The organism is Comamonas sp. Z3 (assembly GCF_008121565.1).
Taxonomy (GTDB): domain Bacteria; phylum Pseudomonadota; class Gammaproteobacteria; order Burkholderiales; family Burkholderiaceae_C; genus Comamonas; species Comamonas brasiliensis.
This window is the reverse complement of sequence record NZ_VOQU01000006.1, coordinates 1-26,417: the sequence shown is the minus strand read 5'-3', so window position 1 is coordinate 26,417 and position 26,417 is coordinate 1. Positions and strand designations below refer to the sequence as shown.

Sequence of the window (26,417 nt, the reverse complement as noted above, 5' to 3'; positions counted from 1 at the left end):
GATTGAGCCTCAGAACATGTGCCGCAGACCCAGTTCGAGGCCACGGGCATTGCCGCCCGGCCGAGCGCCCATTGATTCGCCAGTGATGCTGAAGCTGGCCTGTCCCCGGTTGCGGATGAAGGCCAAGGTTCCGTAGAGCGCAGTGCGCTTGGAGAGGTTGTGTACATAGCCAATGGCCATCAGGTCGGCGTCGTTGCGGTCGATGGATGCGCCGGCCGCATTGCGCCCCGCCTGGTCGATATGGTGCCAGGTTGCTTTGACTTGATGAATGCCAAGAGGCCAGATCAAACCCAGCGTGTAGTTGGTCTGGCGTGCATCGAGATAGCGCATAGTCACCACGCCGGCAGTCAGCTTGCCGGTCCCGAGGCGATAGGCGGCAGAGCCGCCGCGAATGCGGTAGTTGCCGCCGGATATCCTGATTTCCGTGCTGCCGGCAAATGCCGCCGTTTGCCAGGGTCCGCGGCTGTAGCCGACTCGCAGGCCCTTGTAGTCATGGTCTCCCGAAACATTGCCATCGCCACCGCGGGAGAGCATGGCGCTCAGATGGAAGCCGCCCAGGCTGTCGGGTGTGAAATATTGCAGTGAACCGTTGGTGCGGCCATTGCTGCTCGTCTTGCCCTTGAAGGCACGACTGAGGACGGTGGAGGCGCTGCCGTTGTAAATCGTGGTCATGCTGGCCAGACCTGCAAAATCAAACACTTCGGCAATGCCATATCCGCGAAAGACCGGTGTGTAGTCCCGTCCCATCCGTACTTCGCCCCAATCGCCGGAAAGCGCTACGGTGCTGCGGCGATCAAAGAACTGTGGGTTGCTGGATCCCGTGTCTGCGTTGATGCTGCTCTCAAGCCACAGGCTGGCCTTGTGGCTGCCGCCCAGATCTTCTTGCGCGCGCAGGCCCCAGCGCGAGGTGTAGTTGTTTCCGCTATTCATCCTCTTGGTTGTCCCGGCGCTGTTGTTCATCATGCGAACGCCCAGGTCCACCCCGCCGAACAGGGTGAGAGCTGACTGGGCATGACTGCTTTGGGTAGCCGCGATGAAACACAGTGCAGCAGCGGCTTTCTGGCTGGGCAAAAGGAACGGGCGATGAGTCTGCATTTTTTGTCTCCGTGACATTTTCTGAATGGCTCCGGATGACTGCAGGCGATCGCATTCAACGAACGAACAGGCTTTGACCGCAGCCCCAGAGGCGTTGGTAATGTCAAAGAGATAAGCAAAAAAAGAGCAGCACGCGCTGCTCGAATTCCGGATGACGGAACTCTTTTGTTGATTCGCCGCAAGGCTTGGTTCGCGCGCTCAGTGCTGTTCCGTATTCCGGAACCTGTGGCGGGATGAGCTAGTGGATGTGGCCAGTGCATCACAGAATTGTTTTCAAGCGATTGACTGCGCGCAAGTTGGCGTCAATGCGGCATTGATTCAGATCGTGCCGAAGAGTCGCCGCCATGCTTTTCTCACTTTCTTGACGCACTTTTACCTATGAGCACTGCTTACCGATTCCCTGACTATCAAGTCGCAGGAGCTGGCGATACCACAGTATTTCTGCTGCACGGGGCCTACGGCGCCAAGGACTATTTCCGCTACGAAATCGAGACCCTGGTGCGTTCCGGCCTGCGCGTGGTGGCCTGGGATGCGCCCGGCTATGGCATCAGTCCCTTGCCGAAGGACGGGCTGAGCATCGAAGGTCTTGCTGAGACCGCAGGCTGCTTGATTGACCGCGAGGGCAGTGCCGCCAACATTGTCTTGGGCCACAGCATGGGGGGCATCACGGCGCCAGCCGTCTACGCTGCCCGACCCGAGAAGGTGCATGGCGTGGTGATCTCTGCCACGGTGGGCTCGTTCGCGCAGAAAAGCCCCGAGGATCAGAAAACATTTCTGGCCGAGCGTGTGGAGCCGCTGCGCGCGGGCAATACCTTCCGTGACACGGCCGGCGCGGTGATCGATTCCATGTTTGCGCCTGGCTCCAAGGGGCCCATGGTGGAGCTGGTGCGCGAGGTGGCGCTGGGCACCCATGCCGACACCTTCTGTGCGGCCATCACCGCGATCACGCGCTATGACGGCGAGCCCAATCTGAAGCGCCTGCATGTGCCCACACTGCTGCTGGCCGGCGAGCATGACAAGGTGGGTCGCCCGCAGGGCATGAGGAGCTTGCAGACGCAGTTCGTGCCGCACGCCGAATACGCCTGCATCCCGGATGCGGGCCACTACGCCTTTGCCGAACAGCATGACCTGTTCAACGGCCACTTGCTGCGCTTCATCCGCGAACGCGTGATGTCCGTCTCCTGACTCCAGGTTTATCTTCTCCCGCAATCGAGCGACCATGAACAAGAGAACAATGCTGCATGGCCTGTGCGCCGCAGCCCTTTCGCTGTGCACCGCGCTGCCCGCGCTGGCCGGGCCGTGGCCCGAGCGTCCCATCCGGCTCATCGTGCCGTATCCGGCGGGCGGGCTGACCGACATCGTCTCGCGCATCGTCGGCGATGAGCTCGGCAAGGCCCTGGCTACTTCCGTGGTGGTGGACAACCGTCCCGGCGCCGGCGGCCAGATCGGCCTGCAGGCCTTGTTGCAGGCTCCCAGGGACGGCTACACCGTCGCCCTGGTCGTGCCCGCCACCATGGTGACGCTGCCGCTGACCAACGCCAACTACAAGATCAGGCCGCTGGAGCAGCTTGATCTCATCACCATCGCCGTGGACACCTTCTTGACGCTGGTGGCGGACCGCAAGCTGGGCGTGAGCACCGTGCAGCAGTTCGCCGAGTATGCCCGCAAGAACCCTGGCAGGCTCAACTACGGCACGCCTGGCGCAGGCACGAGCTTTCACTTCAACAACGTCATCCTGGCGCAGAAGCTGGGCATCAATACGCAGCATGTGCCCTATGCTGGCGAGGTGCAGATGCTCAACGACATCGCGGGCGGGCAGTTGCAGTACGCGCTCGTCTCCAACGCCGGCAAGACCTTCGTCGAGAGCGGTCAGGTCACGGCGCTGGCGGTGACCTCCAGCCAGCGCGTGCGCTCCATGCCCGGTGTGCCGACGTTCAAGGAGTCGGGCATCGACTTCATCTCGGATGGATGGGTGGGCTATGCGGCGGCCAAGGGCACACCGCAGCCGGTTCGTGCCCGGCTTCATGCTGCCTTCGTGCAGGCGCTCAGGGCGCCAGCGGTGAGCAGCAAGCTTGCCGAGATGGGCTACCAGGTGGTGGCCAACCAGCCCGACCAGTTCCGCCAGATCGTTCACGAAAGCAGCAAGCGTTACAGCGAGCTGCTGACGACGGGTGCCGTCAAGCTCGACTGAGCCGCTTCTCGTCAATGCGTGCCCATACCAGGAGTCAGCCATGCAGAAAATCCTTCACACCTACCAATCCACGATCACGCCGGACAACGACCATCCTTTCCTGCGCGGCCCTTTCACCCCCGCTATGCAGGAGTGGGTGGCCGACACCGCCAGCATGCAGGTCATCGGCGAGATCCCGCGCGACCTGCACGGCATCTACGTGCGCAATACGCACAATCAGGTGCATGAGGCGCTGGGCATCTATCACCCCTTCGACGGCGACGGCATGCTGCACGCCATGCACTTCGAGGAGGGCAAGGCCACCTACCGCAACCGCTTCGTGCAGACCACGGGTTTCCTGGCCGAGCAGGCGGCGGGGCGGTCGTTGTGGCCCGGCATGCTGTCGCCGCAGATGCAGGCACGCCGGGGCTGGGGCTCCATGGGTGCGATGAAGGACAACGCAGGCACCGACGTGAAGATTCATGCCGGCAAGCTGCTGGCCTCCATGTCGCAGGGCAGTGAACCCTGGCGTCTGGACCCGGTCACGCTGGAGACGCTGGGCCCCGATGCGGACTGGGCGCGCTTCGTGTCCGACGGCGTGGCCTCGCACTACAAGGTGGACCCTGCCACTGGCGAGATGATGTTCTTCAACTACCCGGAGAAGCCTCCATACATGAACTATGGCGTGGTGGACCGACACAACCGCCTGGTGCACTACGTGCCGATCGATCTGCCCGGAGCTCGCTGGCCTCACGACCTGGGCATCACGAAGAACTACACCATCCTGCACGATCTGCCCTTCCATTTCGATCCCGCACTGCTGGCCAAGGGCGAGCGCAAGATGCGCTTCTACGGCGACCGGCCCGCGCGCTTCGGCATCCTGCCGCGCCACGGTGACTCGGCCTCGGTGCGCTGGTTCGAGGGAACGCCTTGCCACATCCTGCACCTGGCCAACTGCTACGAGGTCGGCAACGAGGTGATCATGGACGGCTGCATCATGCCCACCCCCCACAAGCCCAACGTGGGCCAGTCTCTGGCCGAGGGCCGCCAGGCGGCCTACGACAAGATCCGAGCGCATCTGGACAAGCACAACAACCCCACGCTGATGTACCGCTGGCGCTTCAACATGAAGACCGGCGAGACGCGTGAGGAGCAGATCGATGACGAGATCACCGAGTTTCCCATGGTCAGCAACGACTACGTGGGTCGTCCCTACCGCTACAGCTTCAATGTGTTGTACGAGAAGGGCGAATGGCTGTTTCGCGGCCTCAAGCGCTACGACATGCTCACCAGCCAGACGCAGACGCTGGAGTACGGCAAGGGCTGCTACGGCAGCGAGCCGCAGATGGCGCGCCGCATCGGCGCCGTGGCGGAGGACGACGGCTACGTGCTCACCTTCGTCAACAACATGCTGGACGAGCGCTCCGAATGCTGGGTGATTCCTGCTGGTGACATCTCGCGCGGCCCGCTGGCGCGCATCGTCCTGCCGCATCGCATCTCGGCGGGTACGCACTCGGCCTGGGTGGAAGGTGACCGCATCCACGGTGAGCAGCGCGACCAGCGCTATGTGCCGGCATGACGGAGCCCGCACAACTGGCCCTGGTTCCGGGGCTGAACAACACGCGGGCGGTGTTCGACGGCGTGCTGGCCGCGCTGCCCGCCGCAGTGCAGGCAACGGCGCTGGACAATCCGCCGCTTGAGACGGTGGAGGCGATTGCCGCCGCGCACCTGGGGGTACTGCCCGAACGCTTCTGGCTCGCCGGCTTCTCCTTTGGCGGTTACGTAGCACTGGCCATGCTGGAGCAGGCCCCCGAGCGGGTGCAGGGCATTGCCCTGCTGTGCACAGCGCCCTTCGCTGACAGCCCTGCCGCCGCGCAAAAGCGCATCGCTGCACTGCAGGCCGTCGCGCAGGGGCGCTACTTCGAGATGGTGGAAGCGGCCACGGCCAACACCTTGCACCCCGACAGCCTGACGAACGCCGCGCTGCTGCAGGCACGCCAGGCCATGGTGAGGGACTATGGGCCCGGGCGCTACGCCGCTCACGTGCGCGCCACGGCCGCGCGCCCCGACCGCGCCCGCCTGCTCGACGGCGGTCGGCCCACACTGGTGCTGGCGGGCTCGCACGACCAGCTTTTCACGCCGGACGCGCTGGCCACCTATGCGGCGCGCATCCCCGGTGCGCAGCAGCGCGTCGTGGGCCCCGCCGGGCACCTGGCGCCCATGGAGCAGCCGCAGGCCGTGGCCCGGGCGCTGGCCCTGTGGATGGGGGGGGCTGGCTGAGGCCTGACGATGACTCCCAGCCAGCCTGCCGGCGTGTTGCGCCGGCAGGCTTTTGGCGATTGCCTGACTGGTTGCCAGCGCTTGCTGGGTGAGCGCTGGGTCTGGTTCGAATAAAAGAGAGCGAGCGAGACGTTCTTGGCCTGGGCCGTGGACTTCAGTCCGCGTCCGCACCGAGGCGGGTCATGGCCGGACGCTTGAGCGCCAGGGTCACCGTCTTTTCCTCGGTGTAGAAGTGGCGCATGCCGTCGATGCCCTCGCGCCCCAGACCGGAGTTCTTGTAGCCACCGAAGGGAAAGCGCAGATCAAGAATCATGGGGGTGTTCACCAGCACCACGCCGGCCTCTATTTCGCACACGGCGCGCTGGGTCTGGCTCAGGTCGTTGCTCCAGAGGTAGGACACCAGGCCGAACTCCGAGTCGTTGGCGATGGCCAGAGCCTCGTCGAAGTCGTCGAAAATCTGCAAGGTGGCGAAGGGGCCGAAGATTTCCTCCTGGCAAGCACGCGTGCGGTTGTGAGGCATGAGCACGGCTGTGGGCTCCAGGTAGTACCCCTTGTTGCCTATGCCTGCGGGGCGCTTGCCGCCGCACAGCAGCGTGCCGCCTTCCTGCAGTGCGATGTCCACGAAGGAGCGCACGCGGCTGTAGTGTGCGGCGTTAGACAGGGGGCCCAGTTCGTTGCGTGTATCCAGCGGGTCGCCCACGCGGATGGCGCGGGCGCGCTGCACAAAGCGGGCGACGAAATCGTCTGCGATCGAGCGCTGCACCAGGATGCGTGAGCCGGCAAAGCACTGCTGGCCGTTGTTGGTATAGATGGAGGTCAGGGCGCCGTCCAGTGCGTCGTCCAGATTCGCCGTCTCGGTGACGATGTTGGCCGACTTGCCGCCCAGCTCCAGGTCCACGCGCTTGAGGCCAGGAGCGGCTGCTGCGGCGATGGCGCGACCCGTCTGCGTGCCGCCGGTGAAGGACACCACGCGCACGGCGGGATGGCGCACCAGCGCGTCGCCTGTTATGTGGCCGCGACCGTTGACCATGTTGACCACGCCCGGTGGCACGCCGGCCTCGGCCAGTATGTCCATGAAGCGCGCCACGGCCAGCGGTGTGGTTTCGGCGGTCTTGACCACACAGCTGTTGCCAAAGGCCAGCGCTGCCGCGATCTTGGTGGAGGCCAGGGCCAGCGGCGCGTTCCACGGCGAGATGAGCGCGGCCACGCCTGCGGGCTCGCGCAGTACGAAGCGCAGATAGTCCTGATCGCTCATGCCGGCCTTTTCCACGTTCTGCGAGAGCCAGTCTGCGAAGAAGCCGAAATTGCGCACGATGCGCGGCAGCTGCCGGTGGTTCAGGTAGTGCATTGGCAGGCCGCTGTTGAGACATTCGAGCTGGGCCAGCTCGTCCAGGTGCCTCAGGGTCAGCTCGCAGATGCGGTGGAATACGCGGCGCTTGTCTGCCGAGCCCTGCTTCGCCCAGACACCGCTTTTCCAGCTGGCCTGCGCGGCGGCCACAGCGGCACCGGTTTCGCCAGCATCGGCTTCGGATAGCTGAGCCACGACTTCCTCGGTGGCAGGGTTGACGATGGGCAGCAACTGGCTGCCGGAGGGCTGCCACTGGCCGCCGATGTAGCTGGTGATGGTTTTCACGTTGCGATCCTTCAAGCTGCCATGTGGGTGCCGCCGTTGACATGCACGGTCTGGCCGGTGATGTAGCTGGCGGCGTGACTCAGCAGATACAGCAGGGCGTGTGCGATCTCTTCGGCCCTGCCCAGGCGCTGCAGCGCAACGCCCTGCACGAAGTGCTCCATGTCCAGTCCGGTCTGCTTTACCGCGCGACCGGTGCCGCCCTGGAGGAAGGCGGTGTCGATCACGCCGGGCGCTATGCCGTTGACGCGGATCCCGGGCGCCCACTCGGTGGCGAGCGCGCGCACCAGGTTGATGACGCCCGCCTTTGACGCTGCGTAGGGTCCGTAGCCCACGTGTGGAACGCGCACGCCGAAGGTAGAGGACACCAGCACCGCCGCCGGTGCGCGGCCCTGCGCGGCCGAGGCCCTCAGTAATGGGGCGCAGGCGCGTGCCACGAGAAACATGCCGCGCAGGTCGGTGTTGACGATGTCGTCCCACTCGGCGGCGGACATATCCTCCACGCGCACGCGCTCGCCGGTGTAGCCAGCCAGGTTGGCCAGCGCATCGACGCCCCCCCAACGTCGGGCGACCTGCGCGAACGCGGCCTGCACCGAGGTTTCCTGCGTCACATCGCAGGCGAGAGCGAGTACGCCTGGCGGCGGCGGGAACTGAGCGAGGGAGCGCTCGATGTCGAGCACCGTCACGCGCAGGCCAAGCGCCAAGGCGGCATGCACCAGCGCGCGGCCCATGCCGCCACAGCCGCCGACCACGAGCAGGCGTTGGCCGGACAGGGGGGTGAAGCAGGGAAGTGTGGGTTCTGCAGAGGTCATGTCGTGGCTTTCCTTGTCATTCCAGGGCGCCGACGGAGGCCAGCACCTTGTTCCAGTTGTTCGTATCCGTCACCAATCGCTGGCGCAATTCATCGACCGTGGCGTTCACCCAGGGCTGGTTGGACTGGTTGCGGTACTGCGCCTGCGTATCGGGGTCGGCCATGATGGTCTTGCCCGCCTCCTGCAGCCTGCCCAGTACCTCCGGCGGCAGGCGCGCGGAGCCGTATAAGGCGGTGCCGTAGGCCCAGTCCATCTGCTGATAGCCCTGCTCCGAGAGCGTGGCCACCTTGGGCAGGAACTCGCTGCGCTGCGTGCCCAGCACGGCCAGGGTGCGCATGCGGCCGGACTTCTCCATCTCGCGTGCCTGGCCTATGCCCACCAGGCCCATGTCGATCTGCCCGCCGAGCATGTCGGCCACCATCGGGCTCTCACCCTTGTAGGGCACGTGCACGGGATCCTTGGCCTTCATCTGCGCCAGCAGCAGGTGCTGAACGATATGCGTGGAGGTGGAGACGCCGTAGGAGCCGTAGGACAGCATTCGCTGGCGCGCCAGCGCCTCCAGCTCCAGCATGCTTTTGACGCCCAGGCGCGCAGGCACCACGAAGGCCAAGGGGGCGATGGTCAGACCCGCGATGGGAACAAAGTCCTGCGTGGCGTTGTAGCTGGTCTTGATGCCGGGAACGCGGCTGGATAGCTGCGTGGTCACCGTGAGCAGCAGTGTGTAGCCGTCGGGGGCAGCGCGGTGTACCTGGCCCGCGCCTATGGTCCCGGAGGCCCCGGGCCTGTTGTCAACCACCACGGGGGCGCTCCACAGGTCGGAGAGCTTCTTGGCGAAGACCCGGGCGATGTTGTCGCCATTGCCACCTGCGGGATAAGGCACGACCAGCGTGATGGGACGGCTGGGGTAATTGATCTCGTCTGCATGCAGCGCCGTGACCAGGAGGAGCAGGCCTGAAGCGAGCAGTCTGCGTCGGTCGAAGAGAGTTGGCATCTCGGATCTCCTTGGGCTTGGCGTTCTTGCCAATGCCTCTTGATGGAGATTCTCGAGAGCTATTGCGCTACCTCAAACCCGGTAGCAGTTGTGGTTCCGGAATGTGGAACTCTTCATGGTTCATAGATTTCGGGAGGAGCCAGCCGTGGACCAGGAGAGCGCTTCATGGCTTCACGCAACTCCTGCTCCAGCTGCAGCAGCAGCGGGCCGAGTTCCCTGCGCATGTGCTTCAATGGCATCCGCGTGGCAGGGCCCGCAAAATTGAAGACATACAAGGTGTTGCGCGGAGTAGAGAAAAACGGGATCGCAACCCCGTTCACATCACGATTCCAGGAGCGCTGTGTCGTAATGAATCCGTAGCGAGCGTACTCGGCATGTGCTGTTTCGATGCGCTCCCGAAGCAGGGGCCAGTCCTGCGCAAAGCGCTGGCTGAGTGCTTTCAGGAGGCTGGTCTGCTCTCTGAGCGGAGCGGCAACGATATAGGCGAGCCCGATTGCGGTCTCGGCAATCGGCAGCACGGTGCCGGCATCGACATTGGTGACCAATCGAGTTTCGGCAGGTGGTCGTATGGCCTCCAATACCACCAAGCCCAGGCGATCTCTGGTGCCCATGGTCAGGGAGAGCCCGGTGTCCGCACTCAGTCGCTCCAGCAAGGGTCTGGCCAGGCGCTGCAAGCCGATTTTTCGCTGCACGCTGACGCCCATGCCCAGCAACCGAGATCCCATGAGCAGTTTGCGTGTTCTGGGGTCCACGCGCAGATATCCCATGGCCGTGAGCGTCGACGTCAGCCGGGAAACCGTGGCTTTGGGCATTCCGGTGAGTGAGACCAGTTGCTGATTTCCCAGCATTTCACCTTCGGAAAAAGCAGACAGAATTTCCAGACCCTTGGCCAGGGAATGGACGAAGTTCGGATCCTGCTTGATGCTGTCATGCGTGTTCATGAGCACTGAATCGACCAGCCTTTCCTGGGCAGCTTGCGGGCTTCAGACTCTATCTGAGACAGAGCGAAACAACCATATGGCCTGCCCTAGGCAGGCTGGCCCGATCCAACTGTGCGCAGTCCATGCGCCCGTGGAAGGTCTGGACCGAAGTGGCCGTGCATCGCGGACCAAAGCGGTTCGTCCAGACCGCCGGCCTGGATGGCGATGGCGCCCGGTCGACACGACGCTCCAGCGTCCGCATATTCCCGGTTTTTTGCGCCCGGCACGCCCGCGCAGCAAGGGCTGTGCAAAGGCCGGCCGGCAAAGCCCGGCTTCGCGGGAGCGAAGGCTGCAGGCGTGATCCCTCGCTTCATGCAGCCGAGGGATGAAGAAAAAATAGCTGTCTGGGCTTTTTTTCAAAGCGTTTCAGGCAGCTTCAGCGGTCTATTCAGGGACAGTCAGGTGATAGCAGCTACTGTTTTTATAAGGCGTCAGGGATTCTGCCTGTGCCTTGCACCCTGGCCGGGCACAGGACGGGGCCGGAGTGCGGCGGTGCTGGCCGGCAATGGTTGTTTAGAAAGGCTTGTCGCCGATGATGGCTGCACGCTCCATCTTGCGCGCCGCGGGCCAGTAGTCCTGCACGGCGTAATGCTGGGTGCAGCGGTTGTCCCACATGGCGACGCTGCCGGGCTTCCAGCGAAAGCGCACCTGGTACTCGGGGATGGCTGCCTGGCTGATCAGATAGTTCAGCAGCATGCTGGCGCCGGGCGTCTTGTCCTGGCCGTAGCGCACGTTCTCGGGCGTGTGGTAGTTGGCAAAGTGGGTGGTGAAGCTGCAGACGTAGAGAACTTTCTCGCCGGTTTCGGGGTGGGTACGCACCACGGGATGCTCGACCGGAGGATGCTGGCGGCCCAGCTCCAGGCGCTTGTCTTCGGGCATGACGGCACCGAAGCCATGCTCGATGCTGGACTTGGCCTTGAGGCCGTCGATCTTCAGCTTGATGTCCTCGGGCAGGTTGCGGTAGGCCTCGGCCATATTGACCCAGATGGTGTCGCCGCCGACGGCCGGGCCTTCGATGCAGCGCAGCACGCAGCCCATGGTCGGGTTCTCGCGCCACTGGCCGTCGCTGTGATAGGTGTTCTCGTAGTTTTCGCGCTTTTCGCTGCGGTAGATCTGCACCAGGCCGGGGTGCTCGGGGTCGCTGCCGGCCACGGGGTGGTCTTCCAGATCGCCGAAGTGGCGGGCAAAGCCCACATGCTCGGCCCGCGTGATGTCCTGATCGCGGAAGAACAGCACCTTGTGCTGCAGCAGCAGGGCGCGAATCTCCTCGGCCAGGCCCTTGTCTCGGGACGCGTCGCCGAGGTGGATGTCGGAAACCTCAGCACCGATGCTGCAGGTCAGTTGTTCGACTTTCATGGTCTTCTCCTAAGTTCCCGGCAAGGCCTTGATGCTGGGCGCCGCCGTCTGATGGAAAAATTCTCGGCGCAGCAACAGCACCGGGGCTTGACCGATCGCGTCAGCTTGTTGCCCTCTTGGGTGGGTCCAAGGAAAACCCTAGGCAGCGACAGAGAGCGTCATGAGTCGGGGGCATCGGCATGCCGGGCGCTTCCAACGGTCGTGATCTACTGGTATCCATCGATTGACCAGTCATTCTGATATTGATAAATATCAATGTCCGAAATTGCAGGTTGCCCCAGGTCCTGTTTCCCTCCATGAAATCCGGGCCTGTCGCGCAGGACCCGGGTCAACCGTTTTCCAGGTCACGATGAAGCCCCGAATCCGAAGTGTCAGCCTGTGCAAATACGCCAAGGTGGCGAACGAGCTCGGCATCGACCCGCTGCGCATGTTCCGCCAGGTGGGGCTGGATCACAGCTGTCTGAGCTCTCCCGATCTCATGGTTCCCGAAGCGGCGTTTGCGCAGTTGCTCGAGGCGTCGTCCGCCCAGGCCGGCCAGGCGTCGCTGGGTCTGCTCATGGGCTCGCACTGGCGTCTGTCCGACTTCGGGCCGATCAGCCTGCTGCTGCAGCACCAGGCCAGCCTCTCCAGCATGCTCAAGACCTTCAAGGACTATGACCACATGATCAGCACCACCGTGGGCACCGAGGTGGTGACCCAGGGGCGTTATTCCATCATTCAGCTGAACCTGGATACCGAGCGCGAGAATCCGGGGCGCCACCCGGTGGAGCTGGGCATCACGGCGCTGATGAGCCTGTGCCGCTATCAGTTGGGCAAGCACTGGAGCCCGGCCAGCATCCACTTCTCGCACAGCGCACCGGGCAGCACCCTGAACCATCGCCGCGTGCTGGGCAGCGAGATCGTGTTCGGCTCGGACTTCGATGGCATCGTGGTGAGCAACGAGGATCTGGAGGCCGTCGATGCCGATCACGACAGCCTCATGGAGGGTCACGCCCGCAGCCTGATGGAGAGCCATGCACCGCGGCCCATGGCCCGGTCGCTGGAGCAGCAGGTGCGCAGCACCTTGCAGTCGCTGCTGCCCCACGGGCGCCACAGCATCGCCCACGTGGCCGGTGCGCTTGGGTACACGGCCCGCTCGCTGCAGCGGCACCTCGAAACCCAGAACACCAGCTTTCAGGAAACCCTGGATGCCGTGCGCAGCCAGGCCGCGCTGCGTGCGCTGCAGAATCCGCAGCTGTCGGTGAGCGAAGCGGCAGCGCAGGCCGGCTTTGCCGAGAACAGCTCGTTCACGCGCTGGTTCAGCAAGCATTTTCAGCAAAGTCCCAGCAGCTGGCGTCAGCAGAATCTGAGCCGCAGGCTGTCCTGAGAACGCAAACACGTTCCAAGACTTCCTTCCGAATGAAGACGCCAGCCTGCGCGCTGGCGTTTTGCGTGGTGGCTTAGGGCTGGGGCGTCACGGCCAGCCGGCTGGCTTCAGGCTGGGCCTTGGCCAGCAGAAAATCGATACAGGTGCGCACGGCCTTGGTCTGGTGCCGGTTGGGCAGGTAGAGCAGATACATATGGGTGCCGAAGATGCTGAGCCGGTACTCGTCCAGCGTGCTCAGCACCTCGCCCGTGGCCAGCTTGTCCTGCACCACATAGTCGGGCACCAGGCCCACACCCAGACCGGCCAGGATGCCGTCGCGCAGAAAAGGGAAATGCTCGGAGATCATGGTGGGCTCCAGCATCACCTCGTGGCGTTCGGCACCCAGGTAGGCAGCCAATCGCAGTTGCCGTCCCGTGACGCCGGCGGTGATCAGCGGGCTGGCGCGCAAGGCATGCAGGGTTCTGGGCAGGCCGTGGATCTGGGCGTATTCGCGCGAGGCACAGGCCAGGTAGCGCACCGTGCCCATGCTGCGCGCCACCAGGGACAGGGGCGGCTCCTGGATCACGCGCACGATGATGTCCACATCGTCGCGCAGATTGTCGGCCCGGTTCTCGAACAGCACATCGAGCACGATGCCCGGGTACAGGCGCTTGAACTCGATCAGCCATTCGCTCATCACGATCTGGCCGTAGCCGCTGGGCACGCTGATGCCCACGCGACCCTGCAGGCTCTGGCCCAGCGCCGTGATGGCCTCGCGTGCGGCCAGCATTTCGTTGTGGATGTTGCGCCCGTGCTCATACAGGCGCATGCCGATCTCCGTGGGCTCCACGCGGCGCGTGGTGCGCTTGACCAGTTGCACGCCCGCTGCCTTTTCCAGCTGGGTCAGGTGATAGCTCACATTGGCACGCGTCATCTTGAGCTTGCGCGCGGCCTGGCTGAGATTGCCGCTATCAATGATTTCGACCAGCAGGGTCAGCGATTGGGAGTCCATGGCGTGTTTGTCTAATTTTCTTTGACAGTCTGTCAATGATTCATGGGATTGTTAGAAAACATTGTCGTCGTAAAAATAAAGCCCATTCCATAAAGAGATTCAGGAGACACGCATGACCGCCGAAGCCAGCACTTCTGTCGTTGAACTCAAGCAAGACGGTGACGTCCTGCTCGTCAGCGTCAACAATCCTCCCGTCAATGCGCTGGGCGCTGCCGTGCGCCAGGGTCTGATGGCGGCCATGGAGCAGGCAGATGCCAGCGCCGCGGTCAAGGCCGTGGTCATCGTGGGTCAGGGCAAGGCTTTCATCGCCGGTGCCGATATCCGCGAATTCGGCAAGCCTCCGGTCCAGCCTTTCCTGCCCGATGTCTGCAACCGTATCGAGGCCTGCTGCAAGCCCGTGGTGGCCGTGATTCATGGCGCGGCACTGGGTGGCGGTCTGGAGATCGCCATGTCGGCGCATTACCGCCTGGCGCTGCCTAGCGCGAAGCTGGGTCTGCCCGAAGTCTCTCTGGGTCTGGTGCCCGGCGCCGGCGGCACCCAGCGTGCACCGCGCCTGATGGGGGTGAAGGCCGCAACCGAGCTGATGCTCAGCGGCCAGCAGATCGGCGCCAAGGCCGGACTGGCAGCCGGTCTGCTGGACAAGCTGGACGATGGCGCGGACCCCGTCGTCGCGGGCCTCGCCTATGCGCGTGAGTTGCTGGCACAGGGCGCGCCGCTGCGTCCCGTCAGCGCCACGCCGGGTCGTCTGGCCGACAAGGCCGCCGCCCAGGCGGAACTCGATGCGCTGCGTGCCGACACCGCCAAGAAGTCGCGCGGCCTGTTCTCGCCCCTGAAGATCATCGATTGCGTACAGGCCGCTCTGGATCTGCCGTTTGCCGAAGGCCTGAAGTTCGAGCGTGCCCAGTTTCTGGCCTGTATCGACAGTCCGCAGCGCGCCGGCCTGATCCACGCCTTCTTTGCCGAGCGCGAGACGGCCAAGATTCCCGAAGCCCGTGCCGCCCAGCCGCGCGCCTTCAGCAAGATTGCCATCATCGGCGGCGGCACCATGGGCGCGGGCATCACCGTCTCTGCGCTGGATGCCGGCCTGGTCGTGACCATGATTGAGCGCGATGCCGAATCCATCGCACGCGGCCAGGCCAATGTGGAGAAGGTCTACAACGGCCTGATCGCCAAGGGCCGCATGAGCGAAGAGGCCAAGGCCGCCATCATGGCGCGCTATACGCCCTCGACCCGCTATGACGACATTGCCGATGTGGATCTGGTGATCGAGGCGGTCTTCGAAGACCTGGAGGTCAAGAAGGCCGTGTTCAAGGAACTGGACCGCGTCTGCAAGCGCGGTGCCGTGCTGGCCACCAACACCTCGTATCTGGACATCGACGCGATTGCCGCCGTCACCAGCCGTCCGCAGGACGTGATCGGTCTGCACTTCTTCAGCCCGGCCAACATCATGAAGCTGCTGGAGATCGTCGTGCCCGCCAAGGTGGCCCCCGATGTGGTGACCACGGCCTTCGAGCTGGCCAAGAAGATGAAGAAGGTGCCCGTGCGCGCCGGCGTCTGCGACGGCTTTATCGGCAACCGCATTCTGGCCACCTACAAGCAGGCCGCCGACTACCTGATGGAAGACGGTGCCAGCCCCTACGAGATCGACGAAGCCGTGCGCGGCTTCGGCTTTGCCATGGGCCCCTTCCAGGTCACCGACCTGGCCGGCGGCGATATCGGCTGGGCCACGCGCAAGCGCCGCGCCGCCACGCGCGACCCCAAGGCCCGCTATGTGGAGATTGCCGACCGCATCTGCGAGCAGGGCTGGTTCGGCCAGAAGACGGGCCGCGGCTTTTATCTCTATCCACAAGGCGCGCGCATCGGTCAGCCCGACCCCGAAGTACTGGCGATTGTGGATGCCGAGCGCGCCAAGAAGGGCGTGGCACCGCGCCCGTTCACGGCCGAGGAAATCATGCGCCGCTACATGGCCGCCATGGTCAACGAAGGCGCCAAGGTGGTGGGCGAGGGCATTGCGCTGCGCCCGCTGGATGTGGACGTGACCTTTATCTCCGGCTACGGCTTTCCGCGCCACCGCGGCGGCCCCATGAAATGGGCCGATATGCAGGGCCTTCCCAAGGTGCTGGCCGATATCGAAGCCTTTGCCAAGGAAGACGCGCTGTTCTGGAAGCCTGCGCCGCTGCTGCAGAAGCTGGTGGCCGAGGGAAAGAACTTCGAGAGTTTGAACAAGTAACCCCCTGAGGCGCTGCGCCTGGGCGGCTCCGCGCCTTTGCCCAAGGGGGACGACGCCTTTGCCTGGGCGGCCCCGCCGCGAGGCGGCTCTTGCTCGGCGTCTCGCCGGTTGGAGCGCGTCAGTTCTTACGGTTAATTTATAAAAATAAGAGCTGTTAGCGCTTGATTTGTATTGGTTTCAGTATGAAAAGTATCTGAAAACAATGAATGACAAGCGAATAAAGCTATCAAAATAATTTTTCAACATTCACAGAGACAAGCACCATGCGTGAAGCCGTTATCGTTTCCACTGCCCGCACACCGCTGACCAAGTCGCATCGCGGCGAGTTCAACGTTACTCCCGCCGCCCAGCTGGCTGCCTTCTCCGTCAAGGCGGCGGTGGAGCGCTCGGGTGTCGATCCCGAAATGATCGAGGATCTGATTCTGGGCTGCGGCAATCCCGACGGTTTCCAGGGCCGCAATCTGGGTCGCCAGACCGTGTTGCGCGCCGGGCTGCCGCTGTCGATCGCCGGCACCACGATCACGCGTTTTTGCGCCTCGGGTCTGCAATCCATCGCCATCGCGGCGGGTCGCGTCGTGGCCGAGGGCGTGGACGTGATGCTGGCCGGCGGTATCGAAACCATCTCCGGCATCCGGGCCGGCAACAACCTGCCCACCGACATGGACCCCTGGCTGGTGGAGCACAAGCCCGAGCTGTACATGGCCATGATCGACACCGCCGATGTGGTCGCCAGGCGCTACGGCATCACGCGTGAAGACCAGGATGCGTTCTCGCTGCAAAGCCAGCAGCGCACGGCAGCGGCCCAGGCCGCCGATCTGTTCAAGGACGAGATCATTGCCTGCTCCACACGCATGATGGAGAAGAACAAGGAAACCGGCGAAGTCACCTACCGCGACGTGGTCGCCACCCAGGACAACTGCAACCGCACCAGCACCACGCTGGAGGGGCTGGCCAAGCTGGAGCCGGTGAAGGGCCCTGGCAACTTCATCACGGCCGGCAATGCCTCGCAGCTGTCCGACGGCTCCAGCGCCTGCGTGGTGATGGAAGCCAGGCTGGCAGAGCGTCTGGGCCTCAAGCCCCTGGGCGCTTTCCGCGGCTTTGCCGTGGCCGGCTGCGAGCCTGACGAGATGGGCATTGGCCCCGTGTTTGCCGTGCCCAAGCTGCTCAAGCGCCATGGACTGACCGTGGATGACATCGACCTCTGGGAACTGAACGAAGCCTTTGCCTCGCAGGCCCTGTATTGCCAGCGTCAGCTGGGCATTCCCAACGAGCGTCTGAATGTCAACGGCGGCGCGATTTCCATCGGCCACCCCTTCGGCATGACGGGCGCACGCCTGACCGGCCACATCCTGCTCGAAGGCCAGCGCCGCAAGGCTCGCAACCCCAAGGTCAAGTACGGCGTGGTGACCATGTGCATTGCCGGCGGCATGGGTGCTGCTGGCCTCTTCGAGATTTACTAAGACCCCCTGAGGCGCTGCGCGCCTTCCCCCAAAGGGGGACGACAGCCTCGCTGCGGGGCGGCCCTTGCTCGCTGTCTCTGGCGTGGGCCGCGCGGTTTGCAAGGCGGAGTGCGCTGCGCCATGGATTACCAGGAAATAGCAATGGATTTGCAATTCACCCCCCAGGAAGAGGCGTTTCGCGCCGAGGTGCAGACTTTTCTCAAGGAGAAGCTGCCCACGCATATTTCGCTCAAGATCAAGGCTGGCCAGCGTCTGAGCAAGGCCGATCAGGACGAGTGGCATGCCATCCTCAACGAGCGCGGCTGGTATGCGAATCACTGGCCCCAGGAGCATGGCGGTCCGGGCTGGGGAGCGGTCGAGAAGTTCATCTTCGACACCGAATGCGCGCTGGCCGGCGGCCCGCGCATCGTGCCCTTCGGCGTGAACATGCTGGGGCCGGTGCTGATCAAGTACGGCAGCGAGCAGCAAAAGAAGTACTGGCTGCCGCGCATTCTGAGCGGGCAGGACTGGTGGTGCCAGGGCTATTCCGAGCCCGGCGCGGGCTCCGATCTGGCATCGGTGAAGACCACGGCCGTGCGCGATGGAGACTTCTACATCGTCAACGGCCAGAAGACCTGGACCACCCAGGGCCAGCACGCCAACATGATCTTCTGCCTGGTGCGCACCAACCGCGAGGCCAAGGCCCAGGCCGGCATCAGCTTTTTGCTGGTGGACATGAACAGCCCCGGCGTGGAACTGCGTCCCATCCGCACGCTGGACGGCGACAAGGAAGTCAACGAAGTCTTCTTCACCGATGTGAAGGTGCCGGTCGAAAATCTGGTGGGCGAGGAAAACAGGGGCTGGACCTATGCCAAGTATCTGCTGACCTACGAGCGCACCGGCATTGCGGGCGTGGGCTTTTGCATCTCGGCCCTGGCCAAGCTCAAGGTCATCGCCGCCAAGGTGCACAAGAACGGCCAGCCGCTGAACCAGGACCCGCTGTTCGCCGCCCGCATGGCCCGTGTCGAGATCGACCTGGAGAACATGAAGACCACCAATCTGCGCGTGATCGCTGCCGTTGCCGGTGGCGGCGTGCCCGGTGCGGAAAGCTCCATGCTGAAAATCCGCGGCACCGAGATCCGCCAGGAGATCCTGTCGCTGATCCGCCGCGCCATGGGCGTGTATGCCGTGCCCTATATCGACGAGGCTCAGTACGAAGGCTATGACCAGGCGCCGCTGGGCGGCATCGACGAAGCCGCCACGGCCTCGGCCAACTACTTCAACTACCGCAAGCTGTCGATCTTCGGTGGCTCCAACGAAATTCAGAAGAACATCATCTCCAAGATGATTCTGGGCTTGTGAACCTGTAACCCCCTGAGTCGCTTCGCCTGGGCGGCCCCGCACCTTCCCCCAAGGGGGACGACACCCTTGCTGCGAGGCGGCTCTTGCTCGGTGTCTCCCTCGAAAGCGGTGATGCCGAGCGATCTGGATAGATGACCTGTTGGGTAGAGAGAATTTGTCATGAACTTCACACACACCGAAGACCGCCGCATGCTGGCGGACAGCCTGAACCGCTTTGTGGCCGAGCAGTACGGCATCGAGCAGCGCAACCATTTGGCCTATGGCGCAGAAGGTCACAGCCCCGCGCTGTATGCGCAATTTGCCGAGCTGGGTGCGATCGGCGCGCTGTTTCCCGAAGCGGTGGGCGGCTTTGGCGGCTCGGGCTTTGACATCAGCGTGGTGTTCGAGGCACTGGGTCGCGGCCTGGTAGCCGAGCCGCTGCTGGGCGCGCTGGTCGTGGGCCAGGCCCTGATTGCGGCCGGCACCGAAGCGCAGATGCGCCAGCTGGATGACATCATCGCGGGCAGCGCGATCGCCGCTCTGGCGCACGACGAACCAGGCAGCCACTACGAGCTCAACAAGGTCACGACCACGGCGGTCAGGACCGCCACGGGCTGGGTGCTCAACGGCGCCAAGAGCGTGGTCGCCTTTGGCGAAAAAGCCGATCTGCTGCTGGTGTCCGCGCGCACCGCAGGCGGCATGTTCGATACTGCCGGCATCAGCCTGTTCCTGGTCGACGGCAAGGCCGCCGGCATCGCCAAGCGCGGCTATAGCCGCATGGAAGGCGGCCGCGCCGCCGAGCTGATCTTCGAGAATGTGCTGCTGGCCGAGGATGCGCTGCTGGGTGCCGAGGGCCAGGGCCATGGCGTGCTCGAGCATGTTCAGGGCTTTGCGTTGCTGGCGCTGGCTGCCGAGGCGCTGGGCGCCATGGATGTGGCCAAGCAGAACACGCTGGAGTATCTGCAGACGCGCAAGCAGTTCGGCGTGGCCATCGGCAGCTTCCAGGCGCTGCAGCACCGCATGGCCGATCTGCTGCTGGAGGTGGAGCAGGTGCGTTCCACCGTCATCAATGCGGCCGATGCCATCGACAACGCCCAGGGCACGCAGCGCGAGAAGATGCTGTCTGCGGCCAAGTACACCGTGGGCTCCGTGGGGACCCTGGTGGCCGAGGAAAGCATACAGATGCATGGCGGCATCGGCATGACCTGGGAGCTGCCGCTGGCGCATTACGCCAAGCGACTGATCATGATCGACCACCAGTTTGGCGACGAGGACCATCACCTGGCGCGTTTCATGGCCTTGGGCTGAAATGAGCTACCCCCTGAGTCGCTTCGCGCCTTCCCCCTGGAAGGGGGCATACGGGCAGCCGGCGACAGCCTCGCTGCGGGGCGGCGCGGCCGGCGTAGGCCCTTGCTGGCTGTCCCTGGCGGAGTGGGCCGTTTACAGACGGGAAGTGCTGCCTAAAACTGGAGAACGAAGATGAGTGAAGTCCTGCTGACCCGCCGCGAAGGTGCCGTGCTGGTGCTGAGCAATAACAACCCGGCTGCGCGCAATGCGTTGTCGCCCGCGTTCTACGCGGCCGTCACGACCGCGCTGGTGGATGCTGCGGCTGACGCCAGTGTGGGCGCGGTCGTGCTCACGGGCGAGGGCGGTCATTTTTGCGCCGGTGGCGATCTGCGCCAGCTGGCCGGACGCCGGGAGCTGCCATTGGAGCAGCGCCGTGAAAAACTGGAAGGCCTGCACGACCTGATTCGCGCCGTGCGCGACTGCCCCAAGCCTGTCATCGCTGCTGTCGAAGGCGCGGCGGCCGGCGCTGGCCTGTCGCTGGCTCTGGCCTGCGATATGCTGGTGGCCGCCCGCAACAGCCTGTTCTCCGTGGCCTATGTGAAGGTGGGGTTGACGCCCGACGGCGGCGCCACAGCCTTTCTGGCTGAGTTCGTCTCGCGCCAGGTGCTGACGGAGCTGTGCCTGACCGGAGAGCGCATCAGCGGCGAGCGCCTGCACGCCCTGGGCCCCGTCAACCGGCTGGCCGAGCCCGGCCAGGCCCTGGCCGATGCCGTCGCGCTGGCCGCGCAGATCGCGGCCGGTCCGGACCAGGCCATGGCCCTGATCAAGGATCTGTGCCGCCAGGCACCGCGCAACACGCTGGAGCAGCAGCTGGAGCTGGAGGCGCAGCACATGGTGCGCTCCCAGGGCAGCGAGGAATCCCGTGAAGGCATTGCCGCCTTTCTCGAAAAGCGCAGCGCCGATTTCAACAAATTGCGTGCTTGAGCTCTCGACAAAACCAAGATTTTCAAGGAGACAAGGCTCATGGCCGACAGCAATACCGAACAGAACCCGGACATCGACTTCCCGCTGGAAGGAGTGAAGGTACTCGATCTGTCGCGCGTCTTCGCCGGGCCGCTGTGCGGCATGGTGCTGGCCGACTTCGGCGCCGAGGTGGTCAAGGTCGAGCACCCGGGCCGTGGCGACGATACGCGCGACTGGGGCATGCGCATCGGCAAGACCGAGACCACCTACTACAACAGCATGAACCGCAACAAGCGGTCCATCACGCTGGATCTGCAGACACCCGAGGGCGTGAAGATCGTCCACGAGCTGCTGCCCCAGTTCGACGTGGTAATCCACAACTTCAAGACCGGCGGCGCCGAGAAGCTGGGCCTGGGCTACGAACAGCTCAAGGCGATCAAGCCCGACCTGATCTATTGCGCCGTGGCCGGCTACGACAGCAGCGGTCCCGAGGCCAAGCGTCCCGGCTACGATCTGGTGATCCAGGGCGAGGCGGGCCTGATGGCGCTCAACGGCGATGCCGGCATGCCGCCGCTCAAGTTCGGCGTGGCCGTGGTGGATCTCGTCACCGGCATGTATGCAGCCCAGGCCGTGCTGGCAGCGTTGTTCCGCCGCGAGCGCACGGGCAAGGGCCGGCTCATCGAGATGGCGTTGTACGACAGCGGCATCACGGTCACCGGCTACTACGGCCTGGATGCCCTGCAGCTGGGCCACGATCCCGAGCGCTACGGCAATGCCCACCCCTCCATCGTGCCCTACGGCATGTACGAGGCCGCCGACGGGCCGTTGATCATCGCGGTGGGCAATAACAGCCAGTTCGACAAATTCTGCCGCCAGGTCGTGCTGCGTCCCGACATCGTCGAGGATCAGCGCTTTTCCACCAACGTCAACCGTGCCAGAAACCGTCTGGAGCTGCTGCCCATGCTCAAGGAGCTGATTGGCAGCTTCCCGCGCGATCTGCTGCTGGAGCGCCTGACGGCCGCCGGCATTCCCTGCGGCCGCGTGGCCGGCCTGCACGAAGCCCTGACCAGCGAGCGTACGCGCCGCAGCGGCCTGCTGCGCGACATGCCCCATCCCGTGGCCGGCACCACGCCCGTGTTCGCGCCGCCCTACCGTCTGGACGGTCAGCGTCTGCCCATTCGCCATGCGCCGCCCACGCTGGGTGAGGGCACGCGCGAAGTGCTGCAGCGCCTGCTGACGCTCAATGATGCGCAATTGCAGGACCTGCAGGCCAAGGGCGTTCTCACGCTGCCCCAGGAGCCTTCATGAAGCATCCCCTGAGCCGCTGTGCGGCTTTCCCCGTGTGCACGGCGCCCTCTCTCGCTTCACGGGAGGGAGCGTACGGGCAGCCGGCGAGACCTTCGCAGCGGGGCGGCGCGGCCGGCATAGGCCCTTGCTCGGTGTCGCTGCGTTGGGCCGTGTCAGGCTCACAGGCAGCGGACATCTCATAGAGCCAAAAATAACTGAAAAGCAAGTTTAAAGGCCGCACAAGACGGCAAACAAAGACAGCGACTTCATAGGAGACAAACCATGAGCATCCCAGTCACACGCCGCGAGCTTCTGCAGGGACTGGCCGCCATCGGCGGCGGCAGTCTGCTGGCCACGGGCGCCAGCAGCGTCTTCGCACAGGCCGGCAAGCCGGCATGGCCCAGCAAGCCCATCCGCGTGGTCGTGCCCTTCAACGCAGGGGGGGCCACCGACATCATGGCGCGCACCATCGGCGAGGTGCTGGCCAAGCGCCTGGGCCAGCCCGTGGTGGTGGACAACAAGGCCGGTGCGGCCGGCATCCTCGGCACCGATGCCGTGGCCAAGGCAGCGCCCGACGGCCATACGCTGCTGCTGTCGCTCAGCACCTCCATGCTGATCAACCAGTTCCTCTATACCAAGCTGCCCTACAACCCGCAAAAGGACATCGCGCTGATCACCCAGGTCGCAGCGGCGCCCGTCACGCTGGTGGTCCATCCTTCGGTGCCTGCCAGCAATATGAAGGAGCTGCTGGCCTATGTGAAAGCACACAAGGGCAAGCTGTCCTATGGCTCCTGGGGCGTGGGTTCGTATGCCCATCTGGCCGGTGCCTATATGAGCAAGACCATGGATGCCGACATGAACCACGCCGCCTACAAGGGCGAGGCACCCATGATCCAGGAGCTGATCGGCGGCCAGCTGCAGCTGTGCTTTTCCAGCGCGCTCAACACCAAGCCTTTCATCGATTCTGGCCGTCTCAAAGCCATCGGCGTGACCGGCAAGGAGCGCATGGAAATCCTGCCCAGGCTGCCGACCATCTTCGAGCAGGGAGTGACCGACGACGCCTATTCGATCTACGGCTGGGTGGCCATGGGCGCTCCCGCCGGCACGCCCAGGGAGGTCGTGGACCAGCTCTATGGCCACCTGCGCGAGATCATCAAGGACCCCAAGGTGCTGGAGCGCATCACGGGTGCCGGCTTCATCCCCATGATGAACAGCCCCCAGGCCTTCCGCGACAACTACCAGCGCGATATGCCGATCTGGAAGGCGCTGGTCGAGCAAGCTGGCGCCAAGCTTGATTGACCCCCTGAGTCGCTTCGCCTGGGCGGCCCCGCGCCTTCCCCCTTGAAGGGGGCATGCGGGCGGCCGGCGACACCCTCGCTGCGAGGCGGCTCTTGCTCGGTGTCCCGCGCTTGCGCCGCGACAGTTTCATAGGTTGCGGGTGGCGCGCAGCGCCATGGATCACTGAATGACTGATTTTTACGGCCTGCGGCAGTGGGCCACCACCGACGACTGCTGAGACAGCTTTGACAGGAGACTTCATGCACAAGCGCAATCCCGCACTCCAGGCCTGCACCAGCCGGCGCAGCGTTCTGGCCCTGGCCGCCGCGCCGTTGCTGGCTGGCCTGGCCGGTGGCGCCCTGGCCGAGACCGACTGGCCCGCCAAGATGCTGCGCCTGGTCGTGCCGTTCCCCGCAGGCGGCCCTACCGACACGGCATCGCGCATCGTGGGCCAGAAGCTGGGCGAGCGCCTCAAGCAGACCGTGGTCGTGGAAAACCGTCCCGGTGCCTCGGGCTCCATCGCGGCCGTGCAGGTCGTCAAGAGCCCGGCCGACGGCTACACGCTGATGATGCTGGCTACGCCCACGCTGCTGGCTCCCCATCTGTACAAGAAGGCCGGCTACGACACCGTCAAGGATTTCGCGCCCGTGGCCACGGTCTACGACCTGCCCATCGTCATCGTGGTCAACCCTGCGCTGCTGCCCGATGTCACCGATCTCAAGAGCCTGATCGCCCACGCCAAGGCCCAGAAATCGGCGCTCAACTACACCAGCTCGGGGGCCGGCAGCTTCGGTCATCTGAGCATGGAGCTGCTCAAGCAGATGGCCGGCTTCGACATGCAGCATGTGCCCTACAAGGGCGGCGTGCCCGCCATCACCGACACCATCGGCGGTCAGGTGCCCATCATGTATGCCGACCTTGTGGCCGCGCTGCCTCATATCCAGGCCGGCAAGCTGCGTGCCATCGCCGTGGGATCGCCCCAGCGCGTGAGCATGCTGCCCGACATCAAGACCATTGCCGAGCAGGGCATCAAGGGCTATGACGCCGTTTCCTGGGGCGGTCTGCTCGCGCCCAAGGGCACGCCCAAGGCCGTGGTCGAGCGCATCGCCTCTGAAGTCCAGCAGATACTGGCTGACAAGGATGTCCAGAGCAAGCTGCTCCATGCGGGCGCCATCGCCAGCTTCCAGAATCCCGCCCAGCTGGGCCAGCGCATCCAGCAGGACTACGCGCGCTGGGGCCAACTGATCCGCGACAAGGGCATTGCAGTGGAGTGACAACGACATGAAGACACGCATCACCGAACTCTTTGGCATAGAGCACCCCATCATCCAGGGTGGCATGCACCATGTGGGCCTGGCCGAGCTGGCCGCCGCCGTCTCCAACGCCGGGGGACTGGGCATCATCACGGGCCTGACCCAGCGCACGCCCGAGTTGCTGGCACGCGAGATCGCGCGCTGCCGCGAGATGACGGACAAGCCTTTTGGCGTCAACCTGACCTTTCTCCCCTCGGTCAACCCGCCCGACTACCCGGGCTATGTCAAGGCCATCATCGAAGGCGGCGTCAAGGTGGTCGAGACGGCCGGCAACAACCCGCAGAAATGGCTGCCCGCGCTCAAGGAAGCCGGCATCAAGGTGATCCACAAGTGCACCTCGGTGCGTCACGCACTCAAGGCCGAGGCCATCGGCTGCGATGCCATCAGCGTGGACGGCTTCGAATGCGGCGGCCATCCTGGCGAGGACGACATCCCCAACTTCATCCTGCTGCCGCGCGCTGCAGAAGAACTGAAGATTCCCTTTGTCGCCTCGGGCGGCATGGCCGACGGCCGGTCGCTGGTGGCCGCGCTGGCGCTAGGCGCCGAAGGCATCAATATGGGCACGCGCTTCATTGCCACGCAGGAGGCGCCCGTACACGATAAGGTCAAGCAGGCCATCGTGGCGGCCAGCGAGCTCGACACCCGTCTGGTCATGCGTCCGTTGCGCAACACCGAGCGCGTGCTGACCAACTCCGCCACGGAACGCCTGCTGCAAAAGGAGCGCGAGCTGGGCGCGGCCATCACCTTTGCCGACATCGCGCCCGAAGTGGCCGGCGTCTATCCGCGCATCATGCACGACGGCGACATGGACGCAGGCGTCTGGTCCTGCGGCATGGTCGCGGGCCTGATCCACGATGTGCCGACGGTGGCGCAGCTGATCACCGGCATCATGGACCAGGCCCATGCACTGATCAACGAGCGGCTCGCGGGCCTGGCCCGCTAAGCCTTTCACTCTTCAAAACCAGGAAAGAGCTTTCTCATGAAAATCCTTGTACCCGTCAAACGTGTCGTGGACTACAACGTCAAGGTCCGCGTGAAGTCGGACGGCACCGGTGTGGACATCGCCAACGTCAAGATGAGCATGAACCCCTTTGACGAAATCGCCGTCGAAGAAGCCGTGCGCCTGAAGGAAAAAGGCGTGGTGACTGAAGTCATCGTCGTCTCCTGCGGCGTGGCCCAGTGCCAGGAAACCCTGCGCACGGCCATGGCCATCGGTGCCGACCGCGGCATTCTGGTCGAGACCGATGTCGAGCTGCAGCCCCTGGCCGTGGCCAAGCTGCTCAAGGCCCTGGTGGACAAGGAGCAACCCGGTCTGGTCATCTGCGGCAAGCAGGCCATCGACGACGACGCCAACCAGACCGGCCAGATGCTGGCGGCTCTGGCCGATCTGCCCCAGGCCACCTTCGCCTCCAAGGTCGAAGTTGCTGGCGACAAGGTGAATGTGACCCGTGAAGTGGACGGTGGCCTGGAAACCGTGGCCCTGTCCACGCCCGCCGTCATCACCACCGACCTGCGCCTGAACGAGCCCCGCTACGTCACCTTGCCCAACATCATGAAGGCCAAGAAAAAGCAGCTGGACACTTTCAAGCCCGAGGACCTGGGCGTGGA

The 26,417-nt window shown here is 64.4% G+C and carries 22 protein-coding genes; 15 read left to right on the top strand and 7 right to left on the bottom strand.

Features of this window, described 5'->3' with window-relative positions:
* Positions 1–9 precede the first annotated feature (9 nt).
* Positions 10–1,095 carry a porin gene (locus tag FSY59_RS17660; RefSeq protein WP_148729428.1) on the bottom strand — a complete coding sequence of 362 codons (1,086 nt, stop codon included), beginning with the start codon at positions 1,093–1,095 and terminating at the stop codon, positions 10–12.
* A 378-nt stretch (positions 1,096–1,473) separates the two neighbouring features.
* Here FSY59_RS17660 and FSY59_RS17655 point away from each other — a divergent pair, with 378 nt between their 5' ends.
* Genes FSY59_RS17655 through FSY59_RS17640 form a run of 4 tightly spaced genes read left to right on the top strand, consistent with a single transcriptional unit; the run spans position 1,474 to position 5,545 of the window.
* Positions 1,474–2,280, top strand: a complete 807-nt coding sequence (locus FSY59_RS17655) for an alpha/beta fold hydrolase (RefSeq protein ID WP_003052137.1) — start codon at positions 1,474–1,476, stop codon at positions 2,278–2,280.
* A gap of 34 nt (positions 2,281–2,314) precedes the next feature.
* Positions 2,315–3,286: a tripartite tricarboxylate transporter substrate binding protein gene (locus tag FSY59_RS17650; protein ID WP_148729427.1), complete on the top strand. Its 972-nt coding sequence runs from the start codon at positions 2,315–2,317 to the stop codon at positions 3,284–3,286.
* A gap of 40 nt (positions 3,287–3,326) precedes the next feature.
* Complete coding sequence (locus FSY59_RS17645; protein WP_003052141.1) at positions 3,327–4,844, top strand: carotenoid oxygenase family protein; 1,518 nt, start codon at positions 3,327–3,329, stop codon at positions 4,842–4,844.
* On the top strand, positions 4,841–5,545 hold the full coding sequence (locus tag FSY59_RS17640; protein WP_148729426.1) for an alpha/beta fold hydrolase: 705 nt from the start codon (positions 4,841–4,843) through the stop codon (positions 5,543–5,545). Before FSY59_RS17645 ends, FSY59_RS17640 begins: the two co-directional genes overlap by 4 nt.
* A 154-nt stretch (positions 5,546–5,699) precedes the next feature.
* On the opposite strand, the gene FSY59_RS17635 is transcribed toward FSY59_RS17640, so the two are convergent.
* From FSY59_RS17635 to FSY59_RS17615, 5 genes are all read right to left on the bottom strand, one after another.
* Positions 5,700–7,178, bottom strand: coding sequence for an aldehyde dehydrogenase (locus tag FSY59_RS17635; RefSeq protein WP_255439553.1), 1,479 nt, complete (start codon positions 7,176–7,178; stop codon positions 5,700–5,702).
* An 11-nt stretch (positions 7,179–7,189) separates the two neighbouring features.
* On the bottom strand, positions 7,190–7,987 hold the full coding sequence (locus FSY59_RS17630; RefSeq protein WP_003052147.1) for an SDR family NAD(P)-dependent oxidoreductase: 798 nt from the start codon (positions 7,985–7,987) through the stop codon (positions 7,190–7,192).
* 16 nt (positions 7,988–8,003) lie between these two features.
* Positions 8,004–8,978 carry a tripartite tricarboxylate transporter substrate binding protein gene (locus FSY59_RS17625; protein WP_148729423.1) on the bottom strand — a complete coding sequence of 325 codons (975 nt, stop codon included), beginning with the start codon at positions 8,976–8,978 and terminating at the stop codon, positions 8,004–8,006.
* 113 nt (positions 8,979–9,091) lie between these two features.
* Entirely contained in the window at positions 9,092–9,919 is an 828-nt protein-coding gene (locus FSY59_RS17620; RefSeq protein ID WP_148729422.1) for an IclR family transcriptional regulator, read from the bottom strand.
* Between the two features lie 552 nt (positions 9,920–10,471).
* Positions 10,472–11,314 (bottom strand): TauD/TfdA family dioxygenase, encoded by an 843-nt coding sequence (locus FSY59_RS17615; RefSeq protein WP_043374787.1) that lies wholly within the window; start codon positions 11,312–11,314, stop codon positions 10,472–10,474.
* 349 nt (positions 11,315–11,663) lie between these two features.
* Here FSY59_RS17615 and FSY59_RS17610 point away from each other — a divergent pair, with 349 nt between their 5' ends.
* Positions 11,664–12,680 (top strand): AraC family transcriptional regulator, encoded by a 1,017-nt coding sequence (locus FSY59_RS17610; protein ID WP_003052155.1) that lies wholly within the window; start codon positions 11,664–11,666, stop codon positions 12,678–12,680.
* A 73-nt stretch (positions 12,681–12,753) separates the two neighbouring features.
* Here the strand turns inward: FSY59_RS17610 and FSY59_RS17605 are convergent, their stop codons facing one another.
* Positions 12,754–13,671, bottom strand: coding sequence for a LysR family transcriptional regulator (locus FSY59_RS17605; protein WP_003052157.1), 918 nt, complete (start codon positions 13,669–13,671; stop codon positions 12,754–12,756).
* 112 nt (positions 13,672–13,783) lie between these two features.
* Between FSY59_RS17605 and FSY59_RS17600 the strand changes: the two genes are divergently transcribed.
* From FSY59_RS17600 to FSY59_RS17555, 10 genes are all read left to right on the top strand, one after another.
* Positions 13,784–15,901, top strand: coding sequence for a 3-hydroxyacyl-CoA dehydrogenase NAD-binding domain-containing protein (locus FSY59_RS17600; RefSeq protein WP_148729421.1), 2,118 nt, complete (start codon positions 13,784–13,786; stop codon positions 15,899–15,901).
* A gap of 263 nt (positions 15,902–16,164) precedes the next feature.
* Complete coding sequence (locus FSY59_RS17595; RefSeq protein WP_148729420.1) at positions 16,165–17,361, top strand: acetyl-CoA C-acyltransferase; 1,197 nt, start codon at positions 16,165–16,167, stop codon at positions 17,359–17,361.
* 141 nt (positions 17,362–17,502) lie between these two features.
* Positions 17,503–18,702, top strand: coding sequence for an acyl-CoA dehydrogenase family protein (locus tag FSY59_RS17590; protein WP_043374780.1), 1,200 nt, complete (start codon positions 17,503–17,505; stop codon positions 18,700–18,702).
* Positions 18,703–18,861: 159 nt separating this feature from the next.
* A complete protein-coding gene (locus FSY59_RS17585) occupies positions 18,862–19,989 on the top strand; it encodes an acyl-CoA dehydrogenase family protein (protein WP_003052163.1) in 1,128 nt (375 codons plus the stop codon).
* 171 nt (positions 19,990–20,160) lie between these two features.
* Positions 20,161–20,952, top strand: coding sequence for an oxepin-CoA hydrolase, alternative type (locus FSY59_RS17580; RefSeq protein ID WP_148729419.1), 792 nt, complete (start codon positions 20,161–20,163; stop codon positions 20,950–20,952).
* 39 nt (positions 20,953–20,991) lie between these two features.
* The gene (locus tag FSY59_RS17575) at positions 20,992–22,239 is read left to right on the top strand and encodes a CaiB/BaiF CoA-transferase family protein (RefSeq protein ID WP_148729418.1); all 1,248 of its coding nucleotides are present in this window, start codon (positions 20,992–20,994) and stop codon (positions 22,237–22,239) included.
* 261 nt (positions 22,240–22,500) lie between these two features.
* Positions 22,501–23,517, top strand: a complete 1,017-nt coding sequence (locus FSY59_RS17570; RefSeq protein WP_148729417.1) for a tripartite tricarboxylate transporter substrate binding protein — start codon at positions 22,501–22,503, stop codon at positions 23,515–23,517.
* Positions 23,518–23,756: 239 nt separating this feature from the next.
* Positions 23,757–24,770, top strand: coding sequence for a tripartite tricarboxylate transporter substrate binding protein (locus tag FSY59_RS17565; protein ID WP_148729416.1), 1,014 nt, complete (start codon positions 23,757–23,759; stop codon positions 24,768–24,770).
* 7 nt (positions 24,771–24,777) lie between these two features.
* Positions 24,778–25,752, top strand: coding sequence for a nitronate monooxygenase family protein (locus FSY59_RS17560; RefSeq protein WP_003052176.1), 975 nt, complete (start codon positions 24,778–24,780; stop codon positions 25,750–25,752).
* A gap of 36 nt (positions 25,753–25,788) precedes the next feature.
* The coding region (locus tag FSY59_RS17555; protein ID WP_148729415.1) for an electron transfer flavoprotein subunit beta/FixA family protein at positions 25,789–26,417 on the top strand (629 nt) is incomplete at its 3' end.